The 17,840-nt window shown below is 61.7% G+C and carries 15 protein-coding genes and 1 tRNA gene; 7 read left to right on the top strand and 9 right to left on the bottom strand.

The genetic code is table 11. The annotated features are described in order from the left end of the window. Positions 1–35 precede the first annotated feature (35 nt). Both murB and CGL56_RS06665 read right to left on the bottom strand, forming a co-directional pair. Positions 36–1,037, bottom strand: coding sequence for a UDP-N-acetylmuramate dehydrogenase (gene murB / locus CGL56_RS06670; RefSeq protein ID WP_099105753.1), 1,002 nt, complete (start codon positions 1,035–1,037; stop codon positions 36–38). After that, positions 1,034–2,854, bottom strand: a complete 1,821-nt coding sequence (locus CGL56_RS06665) for an ABC transporter ATP-binding protein (RefSeq protein WP_099105752.1) — start codon at positions 2,852–2,854, stop codon at positions 1,034–1,036. The genes murB and CGL56_RS06665 overlap by 4 nt, the downstream gene beginning before the upstream one ends. A gap of 296 nt (positions 2,855–3,150) precedes the next feature. Here CGL56_RS06665 and CGL56_RS06660 point away from each other — a divergent pair, with 296 nt between their 5' ends. Next, positions 3,151–4,014, top strand: coding sequence for a DUF6089 family protein (locus CGL56_RS06660; RefSeq protein ID WP_143470642.1), 864 nt, complete (start codon positions 3,151–3,153; stop codon positions 4,012–4,014). A gap of 92 nt (positions 4,015–4,106) precedes the next feature. After that, on the top strand, positions 4,107–4,523 hold the full coding sequence (locus CGL56_RS18340) for a YqaE/Pmp3 family membrane protein (RefSeq protein WP_209280332.1): 417 nt from the start codon (positions 4,107–4,109) through the stop codon (positions 4,521–4,523). On the opposite strand, the gene lpxB is transcribed toward CGL56_RS18340, so the two are convergent. Beyond that, entirely contained in the window at positions 4,520–5,611 is a 1,092-nt protein-coding gene (lpxB, locus tag CGL56_RS06650; RefSeq protein ID WP_099105750.1) for a lipid-A-disaccharide synthase, read from the bottom strand. The genes CGL56_RS18340 and lpxB overlap by 4 nt on opposite strands. A 125-nt stretch (positions 5,612–5,736) precedes the next feature. Here lpxB and CGL56_RS06645 point away from each other — a divergent pair, with 125 nt between their 5' ends. Further along, positions 5,737–6,192 carry a GNAT family N-acetyltransferase gene (locus CGL56_RS06645; RefSeq protein ID WP_099105749.1) on the top strand — a complete coding sequence of 152 codons (456 nt, stop codon included), beginning with the start codon at positions 5,737–5,739 and terminating at the stop codon, positions 6,190–6,192. A 753-nt stretch (positions 6,193–6,945) separates the two neighbouring features. Continuing rightward, positions 6,946–8,223 (top strand): replication-associated recombination protein A, encoded by a 1,278-nt coding sequence (locus CGL56_RS18560; RefSeq protein ID WP_099105748.1) that lies wholly within the window; start codon positions 6,946–6,948, stop codon positions 8,221–8,223. Here the strand turns inward: CGL56_RS18560 and CGL56_RS06635 are convergent. Next, positions 8,220–9,101, bottom strand: coding sequence for an alpha/beta fold hydrolase (locus CGL56_RS06635; protein WP_099105747.1), 882 nt, complete (start codon positions 9,099–9,101; stop codon positions 8,220–8,222). The two genes, CGL56_RS18560 and CGL56_RS06635, sit on opposite strands and share 4 nt — an antisense overlap. 268 nt (positions 9,102–9,369) lie before the next feature. Here CGL56_RS06635 and CGL56_RS06630 point away from each other — a divergent pair, with 268 nt between their 5' ends. Then, entirely contained in the window at positions 9,370–10,116 is a 747-nt protein-coding gene (locus tag CGL56_RS06630; protein ID WP_099105746.1) for a phenylalanine 4-monooxygenase, read from the top strand. Positions 10,117–10,199: 83 nt separating this feature from the next. Here the strand turns inward: CGL56_RS06630 and CGL56_RS06625 are convergent. The 3 genes from CGL56_RS06625 to folP all read right to left on the bottom strand — a co-directional run bounded on the left by CGL56_RS06625 (position 10,200) and on the right by folP (position 12,439). Then, a tRNA-Arg gene (locus tag CGL56_RS06625) sits at positions 10,200–10,273 on the bottom strand. Positions 10,274–10,328: 55 nt separating this feature from the next. Further along, positions 10,329–11,513, bottom strand: a complete 1,185-nt coding sequence (locus tag CGL56_RS06620; RefSeq protein ID WP_099105745.1) for a DUF4230 domain-containing protein — start codon at positions 11,511–11,513, stop codon at positions 10,329–10,331. 59 nt (positions 11,514–11,572) lie between these two features. Next, complete coding sequence (gene folP / locus CGL56_RS06615) at positions 11,573–12,439, bottom strand: dihydropteroate synthase (protein WP_245184082.1); 867 nt, start codon at positions 12,437–12,439, stop codon at positions 11,573–11,575. Between the two features lie 54 nt (positions 12,440–12,493). Between folP and CGL56_RS06610 the strand changes: the two genes are divergently transcribed. After that, a complete protein-coding gene (locus tag CGL56_RS06610) occupies positions 12,494–14,023 on the top strand; it encodes a hypothetical protein (protein WP_099105744.1) in 1,530 nt (509 codons plus the stop codon). Between the two features lie 45 nt (positions 14,024–14,068). Next, positions 14,069–15,427 (top strand): pyridoxal-phosphate dependent enzyme, encoded by a 1,359-nt coding sequence (locus CGL56_RS06605; RefSeq protein WP_099105743.1) that lies wholly within the window; start codon positions 14,069–14,071, stop codon positions 15,425–15,427. A gap of 206 nt (positions 15,428–15,633) precedes the next feature. On the opposite strand, the gene CGL56_RS06600 is transcribed toward CGL56_RS06605, so the two are convergent. Both CGL56_RS06600 and CGL56_RS06595 read right to left on the bottom strand, forming a co-directional pair. Beyond that, entirely contained in the window at positions 15,634–16,266 is a 633-nt protein-coding gene (locus CGL56_RS06600) for a metallophosphoesterase family protein (RefSeq protein WP_099105742.1), read from the bottom strand. 329 nt (positions 16,267–16,595) lie between these two features. Then, positions 16,596–17,741: a Gfo/Idh/MocA family protein gene (locus CGL56_RS06595; protein WP_099105741.1), complete on the bottom strand. Its 1,146-nt coding sequence runs from the start codon at positions 17,739–17,741 to the stop codon at positions 16,596–16,598. Positions 17,742–17,840: the final 99 nt, after the last annotated feature.

The raw sequence follows: 17,840 nt of genomic DNA, 5'->3' as shown, positions 1-17,840 counted from the left end.
CGCGGGGTTCGGAAAAATCGCGAAATCCGCCGTGGTTAGTGGGCCGTACCGTTCGGTACGAGCTGGACTTCCCGCTCGATCTCCACGCCAAAGCGGTTCATCACTTCGCCCCGGACGTTTTCGCTGAATGCGAGTACGTCGCGGCCGGTAGCCCCACCGCGGTTGACCATCACCAGGGCCTGTCGCTCGTAGGTGCCCACCTTTTCATTGCCGGCACCGCGCAGTCCGGCGCGGTCGATGAGCCAGCCCGCGGGCAGCTTCACATAGTCGTCGTCGATGGGGTAGGCGGGCAGGTCGGGGTGGTCGGCCTGGAGGGCGGCGTAGTGGCTGCGCGCTACAACCGGGTTCTTGAAGAAGCTGCCGCTGTTGCCGAGGAAGAACCAGTCGGGCAGCTTGCTGCGCCGGATACGGGTGACGGCATTTGCCACGTCGCGGGGCGTGGGGTCGGTGATGCCGGCGGCTTCCAGTTCGGCGGTGATGGCGCCGTACTCGAGTTTCAGGGGACGGCGGCCGCTGAGGTCGAAGTCGACCGCCGTGATCAGAAAGCGACCGGGCTCACGCTTGAAGCGGCTGTCGCGGTAGCCGAAGGCACAATCTTCCGGGGAGAGCTCTACCATGCCATGGCCGTACTCCCAGGCGTGGACGGCGGTGATGAATTCGGCTACTTCGGCCCCGTAAGCCCCGATGTTCTGGACGGGGGCGGCGCCGACCGTGCCGGGGATGAGGATGAGGTTTTCCAGCCCCGGAAAGTCGTTGTCGAGGGTGTAGCGCACGAACTGGTTCCAGTCGGTGCCCGCCCGTACCCGGAAGCGGCCGCGGCCGTCGGCGTGGGCAATACCACTCATCAGAACGTGGACCGTCAGGCCCGGAATTTTCTCCAGGAGGAGGAGGTTGCTGCCGCCGCCGAGCACCAGGGTAGGGGGCTGGCGAAATTCGGGGCTGGCCAGCTGGGCGGGGTCGGTAAGGGGCAGGTAGCGTTCGGCTACGGCGGGGAGGCCGAAGGTGTTGCAGCGGCGCAGGTCGACGTTTTCTCTCATTCGGCCAGGTCGAATTGCAGGCGGGCCAGGGCGGAGTACGCACCGTGGGGGCGGCCGCTGAGTTGGTGGTGGGTGCCGGACTCGACGATGGTACCGTTCTCGATGACGTAGATGCGGTCGACGTCGCGGATGGTAGCCAGGCGGTGGGCGATGATGATGCTGGTGCGGCCCTCCATCAGGTTGTCGAGGGCTTCCTGCACTACCCGTTCGCTTTCGGCGTCGAGGCTGCTGGTGGCCTCGTCGAGCAGGAGGATTTTGGGGTCCTTGAGGATGGCGCGGGCGATGGCTACCCGCTGCCGCTGGCCGCCGCTGAGCTGGATGCCCCGGTCGCCGACCACGGTGTCCAGCCCTTCCGGGAAGCCGTCGATGAAGTCCAGGGCGTTGGCCTTGCGGGCCGCCTCGCGGATTTCGGCTTCGGTGGCCGTGAGGTTGCCGTAGGTGATGTTCTCGCGGATGGTGCCGCCAAACAGCAGGACCTCCTGGGGAACCAGCGCGAGCTGGTCGCGGAAGTCGTGGAGGTCGAAATCCTCGATGTTCCGGCCGTCGACCGTGATCTGCCCGTGGGAAACGGGGTAGAAGCGCAGGAGGAGTTTTACCAGGGTAGACTTGCCACTGCCACTGGCGCCCACCAGGGCTACCTTTTCACCGGGGGCTACGTTCAGGTCGATGCCCGATAGTACGGTCACGTCCGGGCGGGTAGGGTAGGAGAAGCCCACGTTGCGGTAGCGGATGGCTCCGGCCAGGGGGCTGCGGGTCGTGGCATTCGCGACTGGTCGTGGCACCTGCGTGCGCGCCACCTCCTCGGTTTCCTCGCTGTCCAGAATGTCCACCACCCGGTCGGAGGCGCCCAGGGCGGAGACAATTTCGGTGTAGAAATTGCCCAGACTGGCGATGCCCGCCCCGATGATGGCCGTGAAGACCACGAAGGAGAACAGGTCGCCGACCGGCAGCTCACCGGCTTCGACCAGCAGGATGGCGCGGTAGATGATGTAGAACAGGGCCCCGAACATCACCGTAACGATGAAGGCCGAGAAGAGTCCGCGAACGTTGGCCGTACGGATGGAAATGTCCACCGTATCGTCGATGCTGCGGGAGTAACGGTCGAGTTCAAATTCCTCGTTGGTGTAGGCCTTGACGGTGGCGATGCTCTGGAGGGTTTCCTCGACGATGACGTTGCTCTGGGCCAGTTTCTCCTGCCGCTCCTTGGTCATGCGCCGCAGGTACTTGCCGAAGAACATGGCCGCGATCACCACCGCCGGGAAGATGAGCAGGCTGACCAGGGCCAGCTTGTACATGGTGAAGAGGATATAGGTGATCGCCCCGAGCAGGATGATGATCTGGCGGGCGAACTCCGTGAGCGTCAGGCTGAAAATGCCCTGGATCTGGGTGATGTCGTTGGTAATCCGGCTGGTCAATTCGCCAACGCGGCTGCGCTCGAAAAAGGGAATGTTCAGCCGCAGGATCTTGGCGAAGAGGTCCTTGCGCAGTGAGGCCATGGCCCGCTCGCTGACGATGGCCTGGATACGGACGCGTAGAAAGCTCAGGGGCGCCTGGGCCACGATGAGGACCGCCAGGAGGAGGAAGATTTCGTCGATGGTCAGGCCATAATTCCCCTCGCCCACGTAAACGTTGAGCGCCTCCCCCGGCAACTGGAGGATGGTGAGGAAGACCAGGCTGCTGACGCCGAGGATGACGAAGCTGAGTAAAAAGAGCCAGCGGTAGCGCCAGACGTAGTCGAAAATGCGCAACGAACGGTTCAGCCGATCCTTGGTGATCCGCGGCTTAACTTCTTCGGGCTGTTGGGGGGAGGTAACCATGTATCACAAAGGAAACGCATTCGTGGGCAAAAGGTGACGCGGGGTCGGTTTTTTGAACATTCTGTGAAGAAAGGGGGTACTAACGGGTGAAATGTGTCGCACACTTTACCGGCGGCGATTCACTTCCTCAATTCACCCTTCCGGCCTCATCGTATCCGTCCTGGCGCCCGGCGGACAGCTTTTGCCGTGCGTGACGCGCTCCGGGGCGGCTGCAACAATTTTCCGGGGGGGTGTACAGTTTATTGTGCGTTATACCCCGCGTCTCTTTTCACCGCATCAGATTGAAACCAAGCAAAATGAAAACATCGATCTCCTTTAGCCTGCTGGTGGCGCTTTGTATGCTGCTGTCGCCCAAGCTGGCCGCCCAGCAATATTTCGAACTGGGTGTGCAGGGTGGAGACATGCCCTACAACGGCGACCTAAGCGATCCCGGAATGGGCTTCCTGAAGGACTGGAACACTTTCGGCGGGTTCTACCTGCGCTACCGCCCCGTGAGCCGGGTGGGGTTCCGCTTCAACGGCATCTTCGGCAACATAGCCGCGGAACAGAATACCAACTTGCCGGACGGCCGCGGTAATTCGGTTACCGTCACCCGGGATTTCCGCTCCAAGATTCGGGAGTTCAGCCTCGCTGCGGAACTGGACCTGTTCTACCTCGGCGATCCCGAGGACCGCTTTATTGCTCCCTACGTGATGGCGGGCATCGGGCGGACCTCCTTCAACCCCCAGTCGCAGATCGATGGGGTGTACTATGACCTGCAGCCACTGCGGACGGAAGCCCAGGGCGTGGCCGGCGGCGAATACGAGCCCGTGCCCTACGAGCTGGACATCACCACCTTCCACCTGGGAGCGGGCGTGCGCGCCAAGCTCGGCGAGCGTTTCGTGCTCGGTGGTGAGGTCAGTGGCCGGTTTACCGGAACCGACTACCTGGATGACATTTCCGGTCGGCGGGTGAACTACCTCGACGTGTTGTCCAACCCCCAGTCGAGCACCCAGGGGGCCTACTTCTCCAACCCGGCCGTCGATCCCGCCGAAGCACCGGCCGACCTGGTGTACGCACGGGGCGGAGAGTCCAACGACTTCTACTACCTCATCAACCTGACGCTCGGCATCCGCCTGGGCAACTGGGGTGGTGGCGGTAACGGATGTTACTCTTTCTAGGACCGTAAAAACAGCAGGCGGGCAACAAACCTTGGCCAATAAACCCGGTTTGTGGGAATGGCAATATTGCCGACACGCAATTCCCACATCCTATGAGCCAACGCTACCTTACCCTCAGCTTGTTGCTGGTGACGATGCTCTTTGGCAGCCTTCAGGCCGCCATCGTCGTACCCGCTAACTCCTCTCCCGCGGCTACCACTCCCACCGAAGCCGAAGCCCTCGCTGCCGCCCGCGAATACCGTGAGTCGCTCAAGGAAATGACCGGCAAGGAACGCCGCGAACTGAAGCGCGAGCAGCGCAAGGCCGTCAAATCTGCCCTGAAGGACTACCAGGACGCCGACACCAATACCATCCTGCTGGTCATCCTGGCCATCCTGCTGCCCCCGGTAGCCGTGCTGGTACACCAGGGTGAGCTCAACAGCAAGTTCTGGATTGCCCTGCTGCTCACCCTGCTGTTCTACCTGCCGGGATTGATCTACGCCCTGTTGGTCATCTTCGGTAACGCCTAAGGTTTATCCGCAATAATGGCCGCCGCCGCTCGCCCGGCCGCCCCGCCCTCCCCGAGGGCTTGGCGCAATTCGGCCAGATCGCTCAGTTGCCGGTCCCGCTCGGGGCCGGCAATTGTTTTTTGTAGCTCTTCGGTCAGGCGCTCGGCGGAGAAATTGTGCTGGATGAGTTCGGTTACTACCGGGCGGTCCATCACCAGGTTGACCAGGGAAATGTACTTGATCCGACTCGCCACCAGTTTCCGGGCCAGCCAGTAATTCAGCGAGTTGCCGCGGTAGCATACCACCTGGGGTACGCCGAAGAGGGCCGTCTCCAGGGTAGCCGTGCCGCTGGTCACCGCCGCCGCGCGGGCTCCGGCTAGTACCTCGTAGGTGCGTCCGCTGACCAATTCCACGTTTGCAGGGCTTCCGCATTCCTCCAGCAGTCGGTCGTATACGTCCCGGTCCTGGCTCGGGGCTCCGGCCACCACGAACCGTTCCCCGGGCAACCGGGCGGCCGCGGCGAGCATCACGGGTAAGCTGCGGCTGATCTCCTGCTTGCGGGAGCCGGGCAGCAGGGCGATGTGGGTAGCGGGGCGGTCCTCTACCTCGCGCACCACGTCGAGCAGGGGGTGTCCGACGAAGGTGGCCTCCACTCCGTAGCGGGCGTAAAAGGCTGGCTCAAAGGGCAGGATTACCAGCATCCGGTCCACGTTGGCCTTGATCTGGTGTACTCGGCTGGTGTGCCACGCCCAGATCTGTGGACTGATGTAGTAGCTGATGTCGTAGCCCCGGGGGCGCGCCCACTTCGCGATCCGCAGGTTAAAGCCGGGGTAGTCGATGAGGATCAGCCGGTCCGGCCGGAAGGCATCAATATCCGCCTGACACTCCCTGAAATTTGCCAGAATGGTGCGCAGGTTCATCACCACCTCCACGAAACCCATAAACGCCAGGTCGCGGTAGTGCTTTACCACCTCCGCCCCGGCTTCTTGCATCAGGTCGCCACCCCAGGCCCGGATCTCCGCCGCGGGGTCCTGTGCGCGCAGGGCGGACACGAGGCGGGCGCCGTGGAGGTCGCCCGATGCTTCGCCGGCGATGATGTAGTAGCGCATATCAGGGGTGGGTCAGAAAGTCAGTATTCAATTTTTGGTTGGGCGCGGCCGCGGGTGCCGGGGAAACCCAAAGATAGCCGAGTCGTTTGGCTGCGGCTTCCGAACTTGCCGCCAAACTCTTCCCAATGTCCGTCACCTGGAAATGCTACGCCTTCGACGAACTCGACGTTCACCTGCTGTACGCCATTTTGGCCCTGCGGCAGGAAGTATTCGTCGTAGAACAAACCTGCTGGTACCAGGACGCCGATGGCAAGGACCAGGCGGCCCTCCACGTCGTAGGATCGAGGGCGGGGGAGGTCGTGGCCTATACCCGCTTGCTGCCCCGGGGCGTGTCGTATCCGGAGTACGCCAGTATCGGAAGGGTGATCACGGCACCGGCGGTGCGCGGCGAGGGACTGGGCCGTCCGCTCATGCGGGAATCGATCCGTCTGCTCTATGAAAGGTACGGGGTGCAGCCCATCAAGATCGGCGCACAGGCTCACCTGCAAGACTTCTACGGTAGCCTGGGTTTCGTGGGGGTAGGGGGGATCTACGACGAGGATGGGATCCCCCACCGGTCTATGGTGCTGGAGCCTGCGTAAGCAGGAATACCCGACCGCTATCCCCACCTACTACCGCGATAGACGCTGCGCCTGCCCCCCCCCAAGTAATGCCTTGATGGCCATGGTCCCGTAGCACTTACCTAGCCGCTGCGCCCCGGTGGAAGCGAAGCTGGACCAGTAGAGCCACTGGTAAGCTTATAGGTGGTTTACCTTAGGGGTGATCAAGGGTGACTGCACGCGGAGGGAATCCGGGGCAGAGGATTAGGATTTCAACTGAGTAGATGGGCAGGCACGCTGTGTGGTGGCCACCTCAGTCACCCCTGGGCTCAAAAGCTAGCCAAAGGTGTGGGCTATCGCGACCGGGTAGACGGCTCCTCTGAGTGGGTGGGAGAACCCACCCGACCGCCGCCACGCTGGCCTCCTCCCCACGCCCCTGCCACCGCCCACGCCGGTGGCCCGTCCGCACCGCGCAACGGGCGGGCGAAGGAAGGTTAAGTAATCGACCTCCCTTTACCGGCGGTACCTAACAGCGGTCAAGGCGGGTGATTTATGGCTATGGTCCGAAGGTGGACAGGGAGCGGAAGGAGAATCTACCGCGGATGAGTGTGCAGCATAAAAGGTCACCGCTGCCAGGGGAAGATAGGGGCTGTGATTAATAAATACAAATTGTTTTAACTTTGGGCCCACCTGCTCCCCTTACGCGCGCCAAACAAAGCCGATAGGATTCTACTTTCTTTGCGTATCCCCATGTACCCCGCCGTGTGACCACGGGGACCACCAAACATCTGACCTATGCAGCCCCTAGCCGAAAGAATGCGCCCTACTACCCTCGACGAATACGTCGGCCAGCAACACCTGGTCGGCAAGGGGGCGGTGTTGCGCCGGGCCATTGAGACGGGCCGGCTCCCCAGTTTCATCCTGTGGGGCCCTCCCGGCGTGGGCAAAACCACCCTGGCCCGGATTGTCGCCAATCAGTTGGAAGTCCCCTTCTACATGCTCTCCGCCATCAACAGCGGGGTAAAGGATGTGCGGGATACCATCGACAAGGCCAAGCGGGGCAAGTTTTTCGAGTCGGCCTCGCCCATCCTGTTCATCGACGAGATCCACCGCTTCAGCAAATCCCAGCAGGATAGCCTGCTTGGCGCCGTGGAGGCCGGGACGGTTACCCTGATCGGGGCGACCACCGAGAACCCCAGCTTTGAAGTCATCCCCGCCCTGCTTTCCCGGGCCCAGGTTTACGTCCTGCAGCCTCTCGGGCGGGAAGAGCTTACCGGAATGATCGACCGGGCCCTGGCCGAAGACATTTACCTGCAGAAGATGGATGTGGAGGTGAAGGACTACGATACCCTTATTCGCTTCTCCGGCGGCGACGGCCGCCGCCTCTACAACGTCCTGGAACTGGTGACCCACGAGGCCGCCGACGGACAGAAAGTCGTACTGGACACGGCCTACATCACCAGCCGCGTCCAGGAGAATATGGCCCGCTACGACAAGACAGGCGAGCAGCACTACGATATTGCCTCGGCCCTGATCAAGAGCATCCGCGGCAGCGACCCCAACGGTGCCGTCTACTGGCTGGCCCGGATGATTGAGGGAGGGGAAGACCTGAAATTCATCGCCCGCCGGCTGGTCATTGCGGCTTCGGAAGACATCGGACTGGCCAATCCCAACGCCCTGCTCATGGCCACCACCGCGGCCCAGGCCGCCCAGATGGTGGGTTACCCCGAGGCGCGCATCATCCTGAGTCAGGCCGCCGTCTACCTGGCCACCAGCCCGAAGTCCAACAGCAGCTACCAGGCCATCGGCGCGGCGCAGCAGGCCGTGCGGGCCTCCGGCGATTTACCCGTTCCCCTGCACCTGCGCAACGCGCCCACGAAGTTGATGAAGCAACTGGATTACGGCAAGGACTACAACTACAGCCACGACAACCCCGGCAACTTCCGCGCCCAGGAATACCTGCCGGACGCCCTCTCCGGAACGGCCTTCTTTAAACCCCAGCGGAACAATCCTACCGAGCTCAAGATCGCCGAACGCATGCAGCAGCTGTGGGGCGATAAATACCGCAGCTAGACCTCGTCCAGCAGCAGGTGAAGGTAGTGGCGCAGCAGTTTCGGCGCCGTGTACAGCAGATCGTGTTGCTTGTCGGCGACCATGTGGTGGATCACCAGGGGGGCATTCACCAGTTTCTCGCAGGCGTAGTAGGCGTTCCGCGGGTAGATCAGCCAGTCGTCGGTACCGTGAAGGATGATGGTCTTGGCGTCGATGTGGTCCCACTCGTTGGCCATATCGAGGAGTTCGGCCTCGTGGGCGAGTTTCTCGTGGTTGGCGGTATTGATGCCGCTGGGCATCATCCAGGAAAGCGTCCAGTGAGAAGTGGGGTGGGAGATCCAGTAGGTGTATTCCTGTTTGGGCGCCAGGCTGGCCGACTGCAGCAGCAGTCCGTCTACCAACTCGGGAAAATCCATGGCCAGTCGCGCACTCACCGTCCCCCCGTAGCTGCTCCCGTGGATGATAATCTTCTGGCCCGGCAACCGCCGGCTCCGGATAACGGCCGCCACGTTTTCCGCCTGTTCCTGCACCGACGTCATTGGCCGGCCCAGTCCGCTGCCCCCGTAACCCGGTCGGTCAATGGCCAGCAGGTTCGCCTCACTGCGCAGGGTGCTGTCGCGCATCATACTGAGCCACCAGGCACTCGACGAGGGCGCCCCGTGGATGAACACCAGCAGTGGCTTGGTGGAATCCTGGCCAATCTGGAGGAAACGCATTCGACGGCTCGTCCCCTGCTGGTAGCCGATCTCGGCGTAGTCGATGTTGGCCCGCAGGAGGGTGGCACTGAGTTGTTCATCATTCATCTGAATGCGCACGTAAGGCTCAATGCGGTAGATGGCGTAGGTCATAAACACCAACACCGCCACAAGCAGGTACAGCCTTTTTTTCTTCAGTAGCATGGATGGGGCCTCTGTATAGAAGACGTTTGGAAGCCGGGGCAGGTTGCCCTATTTCATTGGGAATTGCGGGAATTTGAGTGCGCAAAACGCGGCCCGGCTCCCGAATTTTCCAAATGCGGCGAGCGCGGGTTCCGGGGCAAAAACTTGCCGGCCTCCCGGTTCGCCAACTTGGTCCTCCAGCCGCCCGCCGGGGGGTTGTTTGCCACAAACTTTTCGCCTACATTTACAGTTGCGGTAACAACCGTTGTCTTAACAAAATTAATCGATCATGCCCGCCACTGCCCCCGCTACTCCTACCCAGAATTACCAGGCCTACACGGCCACGGATTACCGGATCTGGCGCTTGCTGGCCCAGCGGCAGATGGCGGCCCTGAAGCCAGTAGCCGCCGCCGAATACCTGCACTGCCTGCATCAGCTGTACCCCATTCTCTCCCCGGAGCATCCGCCCCGCTTTAGCGACCTGAACCGGGCCCTGCGGGAAGCCCACGGCTGGTCGATCGAAGTGGTCAAGGGATTCCTGCCCGTCGATGAATTCTTCGAATTGCTCTCCCGGCGTAGGTTCTGCTCCAGCACCTGGCTGCGCAACGAAAACCAGCTCGACTACCTCGAAGAGCCGGATATGTTCCACGACATCTTCGGCCACATCCCCCTCTACCTGAACCAGGACTACGCCGACTTCGCCCAGAAGCTCGGTGCCCTGGGCGTGAAGTACGCCGGCGACGAAGAAAAGGTAACCCAACTGCAACGCCTCTACTGGTTCACCATTGAGTTCGGGGTCATCCGCCAGGAAGGACAACTAAAGGTATACGGCGCCGGAATCTGCAGCAGCCCCCAGGAAACCAAACACGTATTCGAAAATCCCGACGTGGAAGTGCTTCCCTTCGACCTCGATCAGGTGATGCAACAGCAATTCGTAATCGACAAGGTACAGATGCGCTACTTCGCCATCGACAGCTTCGCCAGCCTGTACGGCGCGGTGGACGAGCTGGAGACGCGGTGGGGGAAGGCTGTGTAGTGCTTTAGGCGGATAGTTCTTTAGGCCCTAAAGAACTATCCGCCTAAAGCACTAAAGAACTAATAGCCTAAAGAACTAAAAAGTGCCCCGTAAAGGATTCGAACCTTTGACCTGAAATTTAGAAGATTCCTGCTCTATCCAACTGAGCTAACGGAGCGTAAGGCTGCAAAATTAACCCTCCGACGGCAGACGGCAAAGCGCCGGTTGAAGGGCTACTTCCCGAGTTCCCCCTGAGTGGTGCGAATAGGAGCCCCCCGAAAGCTCACGACCAGCCGGTACTCCGGACCGATATTGGACACCAGCGGCCCGAACATCGTATCCATCAGCTGCTCGGCCTGGGTTTTGGCCCTTTCCATGATGTTGCTTTCCAGGGCGTCTTCGCGGAAGCTTTCCCGCAGGGCATTCACCCCCTCATCGATGTTGACCCCCTTGACCTCGCGCAACCAGCCGATGTCGAGTTTTTCCACTTTCGGCAGCACCTCGTGACTGAGGATGACGGGCTCGGGTAGGGTGATGTTTACCGTCTTATTCTGCTCATCCAGCTGGAGGTCGAAGTACTCATTCAGCCGGAAGCCCACTTTCAGGATCGACAGGGCAGTGATCTCTACGTCGGTCTCCGAGACGTTCATACCCCAGATGGTAGTCTGGAGGTTCTTGTTGATGCCTTTTTTGTCCCTCACCTCGATGGTGGCGAGTTCGCCGATGACGTTCTCCACCTTCTCCTGGAAGAGCCCCTTGCTCCGGCTGAAGTCCTCAATGGCTGCCCGCTCGCGCATGCGCGCCACCAGCGGTTGGAGGGCTTCGCCCATAGCGATGGCGCAGGGGTTCTGTACGTCCGCCCCCCGCGCCAGGATGTTGCCGTTGCGGGTGCGGATCACGGCGGCCAGCACCTTGTTGAGCATGAAGCAGGTATAGTTGCTGGCGACCTCCTCAAAAATTTCGGTCACCTTCTGCCCACCCTCGTCGTACCAGGTTTCGTACACCGCGGCGCTGGTGTCGCGCAGCCGCATGAAGTCGTTATAATAGAGATCGACAAACTGGGGGTGCTGCAGATCATATTCTTCCAGTACCGCTTGTTGGAGGCTGTCGTTCAGGCCCAGGCGGTTGCTCACGTGGCGGAGTATATCGGTGTTGATGTCGTGCACCAGCTCGTTGAATTCCCGCCGGTACCGCCGCGGGTTCCGCAGGATGGCCAGGGCCGTCTCGTTGTCGATGTTGAAAGCGAAGTCGGCCGGACGGTACTGCAGCTCATATTCCGCCGGGCCGGCCAGAAAGCTGCCCGGGGTATTGCGCAGGGCCTTGTAGCCCAGGAGGCCAAGGATGCCCACAATCGCCACCGCAATGATGATCTGTACGGTGCCGATTCCTTGGTTGGACGGGGCGGGGGATTGGGCCATGGGTTTTCCGGGGGTTAAGCGTAGGGAAAACAAGAGAGCCCGGCCAAAGTTGGGTACCCTCAGCGGCCGACTATTCGGGCTTCCTCCAGCAACCGCCAGAGTTTGATGACCTCCACGCCCTCCTTCACGTCGTGTACCCTCAGGATGGAGGCCCCCTGCTGCAGGGCGTAAAGGTTCACCGCCGCGGTGGCGGGCAGACTGCCTTCCGCCGTCGTTTTCAGGGGTTTGTAAAGCATGCCCTTGCGGCTCATGCCCGCCAGCACCGGCGCACCGAGGTGAGCGAAAGCGTGCAGGTTCTTCAGCAGTTCGTAGTTCTGCGACTGCGACTTCCCGAATCCGAACCCGGGGTCCACGATCACATCCTTGATGCCCATTTCGCGCAGGGCGACCAGCCGTTCCGCCAGAAAATCCCAGATGTGGGTTACCACCCGGTGGCCGTAATCGTGGGTATGCTTCTGCATGGTTTCCGGGGTGGCGCCCTCGGGCATATGCATGAGCACGTAGGGAACATTGAGGCTGGCCACCGTGGGCAGCAGTTCCTCATCAAAGCGGCCAGCGCTGATGTCGTTGATCATGCCGGCCCCGGCATCCACGGCGGCGCGGGCGGTAGCGGCGTAAACGGTATCGCAGCTGATCACCACCTTGGGCGCCGCGCGGCGGACGGCTTCGATAACGGGTATCACGCGGTTGATCTCCTCTTCCGCCCCGATCAGTTCCGCGCCGGGCCGGGAAGACATGCCGCCAACGTCCACGATCGTGGCACCCGCTTCCTGCATGGCACCCGCGGCCTCGCCCACGGCCTGTGCATCCGTTCGGCTGGCCGCGTGAAAGCTGTCGGGCGTCGCATTCAGGATGCCCATCACCACGGGGCGTTCGACGGTCAGCAGACGGCCATTGCAGTTGAGGGAGAAGGGTTGGAAGCTCAAGGGCGGAGGAAGTTATCCGCGAATTACCGCATTATGTGCGACTTTTGCGAACCGATGCCCTATTCCGAACAGCAGATCCGCGGCCTGGCCATCAATTTTCTGCGGTTTCACTACAAGCTGCGGCCACGCTACGGTGGTAGCGGTACCCGCATCGTCGACAAGCCCCACTACTACCAGGGCGTGCTCATTGACGCGCGGCTGGCCTACCAGCGGCCCGACCGCACCTACTTCATCGCCACGGTGGAGGCCACCAGCCTGGACCGCCGCGACGAGATCCTTTACCGCGTCAATTACTGGCGCATCGGCATCCACGCCCTCGTGCTATCGTGTGCCCTGGCCGCTGCTTTCGTCTGGTGGGGCGGCGGCGCGCGGGTGCCCGAGTGGAACCTGTATGCCGTGTTCGGGAGCCCCCGGGTGTACGGGGTACTCTTGCTGTCCTTCGCGGCCCTCTTCGTCACGGTAGCCGGATTGCTAAGCCGGTTGCGGGGATACCGCTACATCTACGCCGTCGACCAGTTTAAGCACTTCTACGCCGACGCCCAGTGGGTGGCCTACGACGCAGAAATTTTCGCTCCCGACACCTGGCGCACGCGCCGGCAATACCGCGAACTCGAGCGGCAGTGCGTGAAATACGGCTTTGGAATACTGGCCGTGGAAGCCGACAAGGTGGTCCGCAACGTGATGAGCCCCAGCCGCATCGACCAGTTTAGTGGCCACCGCAGCCTGCTGCCCCGCTGGCTGGCGCGGGCCGAATCCGTCGCACCCCCCCAGCCGGCCCTTCCACCCCCCGAACTGGAGGAAACCGATCCCCTGGCCTTGCCGCCGCCCCCGCCCGCCCTGTTGCCCGCCCGCCCGGGCCGCCCTTCGGTCTACCGTCATCCCCGCCGCGCCCAGCTGCTGTTGCGCGCCCGCCTGCGTCGGTGGTACCGCAGCCTGTTTCCGGATGAGTTGCGGCGGCGGCCCGGTTACTACAAGTTGGGGTGGTGGGTCTTCCTGCTGGGAGTCCCCGCCGTGGTAATGTTTGGCTGGGGCCTCTACCGGCAGTCGACCTACAGCCCCCTGGCCGTGGCCGGCGGCCGCTACGCCGAACCCGATCTGGATATGCTTGAATCCACCCGCGATCCGGCCCCCGCCCTCGACCCCGAAAGCGGGGAGTTCCAGAGGAGCAACGATTCCCTGACCGCCGAAGGGGAGGAACCCGCCGCCACCCGCCCTGGCGTGGCGCTGGTGGCAACCGACCGTATCGAGGACCTGGAGTTGCTGCGCCGCTACCAGATCGATGAACGGGGCGGTGCCATGGTGGACTACGACTGCGTGCCCCTATACCAGCAGGAGGCCCCCGTCTTTATCCTCTTGTTCGGCCGTTACCAGTCCTTCGAAACCGCCCGGGCGTGGGCCCTGGAGCTCAACCGGCTGTACGGCTCGGTGGTTACCGTTGCGGCGACCGACTGCGTGCTGCCCGAGGGGACGGGCTATTTGCTTTATCTCGACCAGCCGACCACCGACGAGGGGACGGCCAACTATATTGCACGCTCATTCGCCCGGGAGTTCGGTCTGGGGGTGGAGATCATTGAAATTGAATAGTGGTCGGACGCCTAAAGTCTTCCGACCACTAGTACGAAAAATAATATGGAAGTAAAAAACAACATTCTCGAGACCATCGGCAACACCCCGCTGGTAGAACTCCACAAGGTGGTCAAGGGACTGCCCTGCCGCGTGCTGATGAAGGTGGAAACCTTTAATCCCGGGCACTCCATCAAGGACCGCATGGCCCTGAAGATGGTCGAGGACGCGGAAGCCGATGGGCGCCTCAAGCCCGGCGGAACCATCATCGAATGTACCTCCGGAAATACCGGCATGGGACTGGCACTGGCCGCCTGCGTCAAGGGATACCGCTGCATCTTCACCACCAGCGACAAGCAGAGCAAGGAGAAACTGGATATCCTGCGCGCCATGGGCGCTGAGGTCATTGTCTGCCCGACGAACGTATCCGCCGACGACCCCCGCAGCTACTACTCCGTAGCCGAACGCCTCAGTGAGGAAATCCCCAACAGCTTCTGGTTCAATCAGTACGACAACCTCAGCAACCGCAAGGCCCACTACGAAAGCACCGGCCCGGAAATCTGGCGGCAAACCGACGGGCAGATCACCCACCTGGTGGTCGGCGTCGGAACGGGCGGCACCATCAGCGGAACCGGGAAGTACCTGAAGGAGCAAAACCCCGGGGTGCAGGTCTGGGGAGTAGATACCTACGGCTCGGTCTTCAAGAAGTACCACGAAACCGGGGAGTTCGACCACAAGGAAATCTACCCCTACATCACCGAGGGGATCGGGGAGGACATCCTGCCCAAAAACGTCGATTTCGAGGTCATCGACCTGTTCGAGAAGGTTTCCGACAAGGACGGAGCCGTCATGGCCCGCCGCCTGGCCCGGGAGGAAGGTCTCCTGCTCGGTTACTCGGCCGGTAGCGCGGTAGCCGGACTACTCCAACTCAAGGACCGGCTCAAGTCCGATGACCTGGTCGTCGTAATCATCCACGACCACGGCAGCCGGTACATCGGCAAGGTCTACAACGACGACTGGATGCGCGACCGCGGGTTCCTGGACACTGAACTGCGCGTCCGCGACCTGCTCAACCACAAGAAAGAATCCTCCTTCACCGGCGTGGACAAGGCAGAAACCGTCCGCACCGCCCTCAAGACCATGAAGGAGCACGAATACAGCCAGATGCCAGTCCTCGACGGCGAGGAAGTGGTCGGCGCCATTACGGAAACGGACGTACTGAACTTCCTGCTCCAGAACCCCATGGACCACTCCGAGCGCCCCGTAAGTGAGATCATGCGGCAGCCCTTCCCCGAAGTCGGTACCGATCTCACGCTATCCGAGCTCGGCCGTCACATCACCAAGGAAAACCCGGCCGTAATGGCTACCGACCGCAGCGGGCGGAAGCACCTCATCGCCCAGTACGATATTCTGCAGGCGATCTAGGTGGCAGACATCGGATGTTGGTAGGGTGACTTTTTGTCAGACATCGGATGTTGTGATGGCTGGGAAAGGTCTTTTTTACGAAATTTCGCGAATAATTCCTTTGGTCGAAGCATGGATGTGCTAAATCCTCAGCATTTAAGCGGATTGTCATTTTGTCAGACATCCGATGTCTGACAAAATGTCCTGCGCACAACATCCGATGTCTGTCACCCCACCCAGGCCTCGAAAAACACCTCCCCACTGTCCAGATTCAGCGCCGTCAGGTAGCCCATTTCCGGGTGGGGGAGGGCACAGCCGGAATCCAGGCAGGCCCGCCGGGTGAGTTGCATCTCGCCGATCTCTTCCCGGACGAGGGTGGCCGGCCGGGGCGTATGACCGTAGAGGAGGACTCGGTCACCCAGCCAGTCGGAATTCAGGGTGTCTTCCCAGCCGCGGATCCAGAGCATGGCCTCCTCATCGGCCAGCGGGTCGTCGATCTCGAAGTTCAGGCCGGCGTGGACCAGCAGGTAGCCCGGCGTCTCGTAGTAAAAAGGCAGGTACTCCATCCAGTGCACCGTCTGCTTGCGTTCGCGGCGGTGGGGGAGGTAATCCCACGCCGGTCGTCCTTCCCGCAAGGCGTCCAGCAGCATCTGCTCGTGGTTGCCACGCAGACAAACCACCCGGTACCCCTCGCCCTGCAGTTGCCAGATGTGGTGGAGTACCCCCCGGCTGTCGGGGCCCCGGTCGATATAATCCCCCAATAAAAACAACTCATCCTCCCGCCCGAAACCGATCCGCTGCAGCAGGGCCGCGAAGGTCTTGGCGCAACCGTGGATGTCGGAAACGGCGTACCTGGGCATGGGGAGGCAAGGGTTAAAGGGGCTAAGGAGTCAAGGGCGGCTCTGTGTCCCTCGCTTCGCTCGGGTAGGGGGAGGCAAGGGGTAAAGGGGGCAAGGGACTAAGGGGTCAAGGGTATGGCAATTGTCCCTCGCTTCGCTCGGGTAGGAGGAGTCAAAGGGACAAGGGGTAAAGGGGCTAAGGGGTCAAGGGCGGCTGCGTGCCCCTCGCTTCGCTCGGGTAGGGACATCATCCATTTTATTTTGGACCGCCAGTGTTAGCCACTTGAAAAACCAATTGATCCAGTGGCTCCTTAGCCCCCTGACCCCTTGACCCCTTAACCCCTTGAAATCTAAAGCTTCACCCAAGCCTGCTCCGCATTACTCTTCAGGATGGCGTCGCAGAGGACGAGTTCCTGGTGTCCGTCGGTGAAGGTGGCGTAGAGCTCTTCACCGGCGGCGGTATCGCCAAGGACGGCGTCGTAGAAGGCGCGGAAACACTGCTTGAAGGTGTCGGGGAATCCTTCGTTGTGTCCTCCGGGGTAATTGATGTAGGGGGCGGCGGTGCCGGTCATGAGTCCGGGGTCCTTCATGAGCACCTGGTTAAGCTCGCCGCGGCGGCCGATGGCCAGTTCGTTGGGGCGCTCGCTGTTCCACTCGTAGGCGGCGTCCTGGGTAGCGATGTCGTACTTCAGCTGGTTCTTGTGGCCGGCGCTCACCTGGCTCACGAAGAGCTGGCCGCGGGCCCCGCCCTTGAACTTGAAGAGGATGCTGGCGCAGTCGTCGGTGGTGACATCGATGGTTTCGGTGGCCTGCTCCTTTTCGGAGTCCTTGGTGAAGGAGGAGACTTCACCGATGGGGCGCTTGCGCTGGGGGTGGACGGTCGTCAGGTCGGCCAGTACGGCTTCCGCTTCCAGTCCGGTGACGAAGTGTACCAGGTCGAGCCAGTGGGTGCCGATGTCGGAGACGGCGCGCAGGGCTCCCCCCTGGTCGGCGAGTACCCGCCAGTTGTAGTCGGTGTCGTAGAGGAGCCAGTCCTGTTGGTAGCTGCCCGTCACGGCGAAGATGCGGCTGCCCGACTTGGCCAGGCGGTCCTTCACCTCCAGGTTGATGGGGTAGAAGCGGAGGTTGTAGTTCACCCCGGTTTTCAGGTTGCTCTTGCGGGCGAGCTCCACGAGTTCGGCCCCTTCCTCGGAGGTCATGGCCAGGGGCTTTTCGCACATCACGTGCTTGCCGGCGGCCAGGGCCTTTTTCACCATGCTGTAGTGGAGCACGTTGGGGACGGCCAGGTGGACGGCGTCGATTTCCTCGTCGGCCAGCAGGTCTTCGTAGCTGCCGTAGGGGTGTTCGAGGTTCAGTTTCTTGCAGGCGTCGGTTGATTCCTGGAGGTCCTTGCCGAGCAGTCCCTTGACGCGGATGCCCAGGCGGCGCAGTCCTTCAACGTGAACGGGTCCGATGAATCCGGCACCGGCCACCGCCACGGTAATGGAGTTGTACATATGTGGGAAATTGGAAGTGTGTATGAACCGCCAAGATAGAAAAAGCGACGGGCTAGGCCGTGTACCATCCGCGGCGGGATTTACGGGCGCTGCACGCAG

Origin of the sequence: Neolewinella marina, assembly GCF_002631205.1 — a bacterium.
In the GTDB taxonomy this organism is placed as follows: Bacteria; Bacteroidota; Bacteroidia; order Chitinophagales; family Saprospiraceae; genus Neolewinella; species Neolewinella marina.
This window is presented reverse-complemented; position numbering and strand designations above follow the sequence as displayed.

What these genes read in the sequence shown, in the direction of transcription:
- CGL56_RS06645 (WP_099105749.1), top strand. Translation starts at nt 5,737, where the DNA reads ATGTCCGTCACCTGGAAATGCTACGCCTTCGACGAACTCGACGTTCAC.
- CGL56_RS06660 (WP_143470642.1), top strand. Translation starts at nt 3,151, where the DNA reads ATGAAAACATCGATCTCCTTTAGCCTGCTGGTGGCGCTTTGTATGCTG.
- CGL56_RS06665 (WP_099105752.1), bottom strand. Translation starts at nt 2,854, where the DNA reads ATGGTTACCTCCCCCCAACAGCCCGAAGAAGTTAAGCCGCGGATCACC.
- CGL56_RS18560 (WP_099105748.1), top strand. Translation starts at nt 6,946, where the DNA reads ATGCAGCCCCTAGCCGAAAGAATGCGCCCTACTACCCTCGACGAATAC.
- murB (WP_099105753.1), bottom strand. Translation starts at nt 1,037, where the DNA reads ATGAGAGAAAACGTCGACCTGCGCCGCTGCAACACCTTCGGCCTCCCC.
- CGL56_RS06630 (WP_099105746.1), top strand. Translation starts at nt 9,370, where the DNA reads ATGCCCGCCACTGCCCCCGCTACTCCTACCCAGAATTACCAGGCCTAC.
- CGL56_RS06620 (WP_099105745.1), bottom strand. Translation starts at nt 11,513, where the DNA reads ATGGCCCAATCCCCCGCCCCGTCCAACCAAGGAATCGGCACCGTACAG.
- lpxB (WP_099105750.1), bottom strand. Translation starts at nt 5,611, where the DNA reads ATGCGCTACTACATCATCGCCGGCGAAGCATCGGGCGACCTCCACGGC.
- CGL56_RS06610 (WP_099105744.1), top strand. Translation starts at nt 12,494, where the DNA reads ATGCCCTATTCCGAACAGCAGATCCGCGGCCTGGCCATCAATTTTCTG.
- CGL56_RS06600 (WP_099105742.1), bottom strand. Translation starts at nt 16,266, where the DNA reads ATGCCCAGGTACGCCGTTTCCGACATCCACGGTTGCGCCAAGACCTTC.
- CGL56_RS06595 (WP_099105741.1), bottom strand. Translation starts at nt 17,741, where the DNA reads ATGTACAACTCCATTACCGTGGCGGTGGCCGGTGCCGGATTCATCGGA.
- CGL56_RS06635 (WP_099105747.1), bottom strand. Translation starts at nt 9,101, where the DNA reads ATGCTACTGAAGAAAAAAAGGCTGTACCTGCTTGTGGCGGTGTTGGTG.
- CGL56_RS06605 (WP_099105743.1), top strand. Translation starts at nt 14,069, where the DNA reads ATGGAAGTAAAAAACAACATTCTCGAGACCATCGGCAACACCCCGCTG.
- CGL56_RS18340 (WP_209280332.1), top strand. Translation starts at nt 4,107, where the DNA reads ATGAGCCAACGCTACCTTACCCTCAGCTTGTTGCTGGTGACGATGCTC.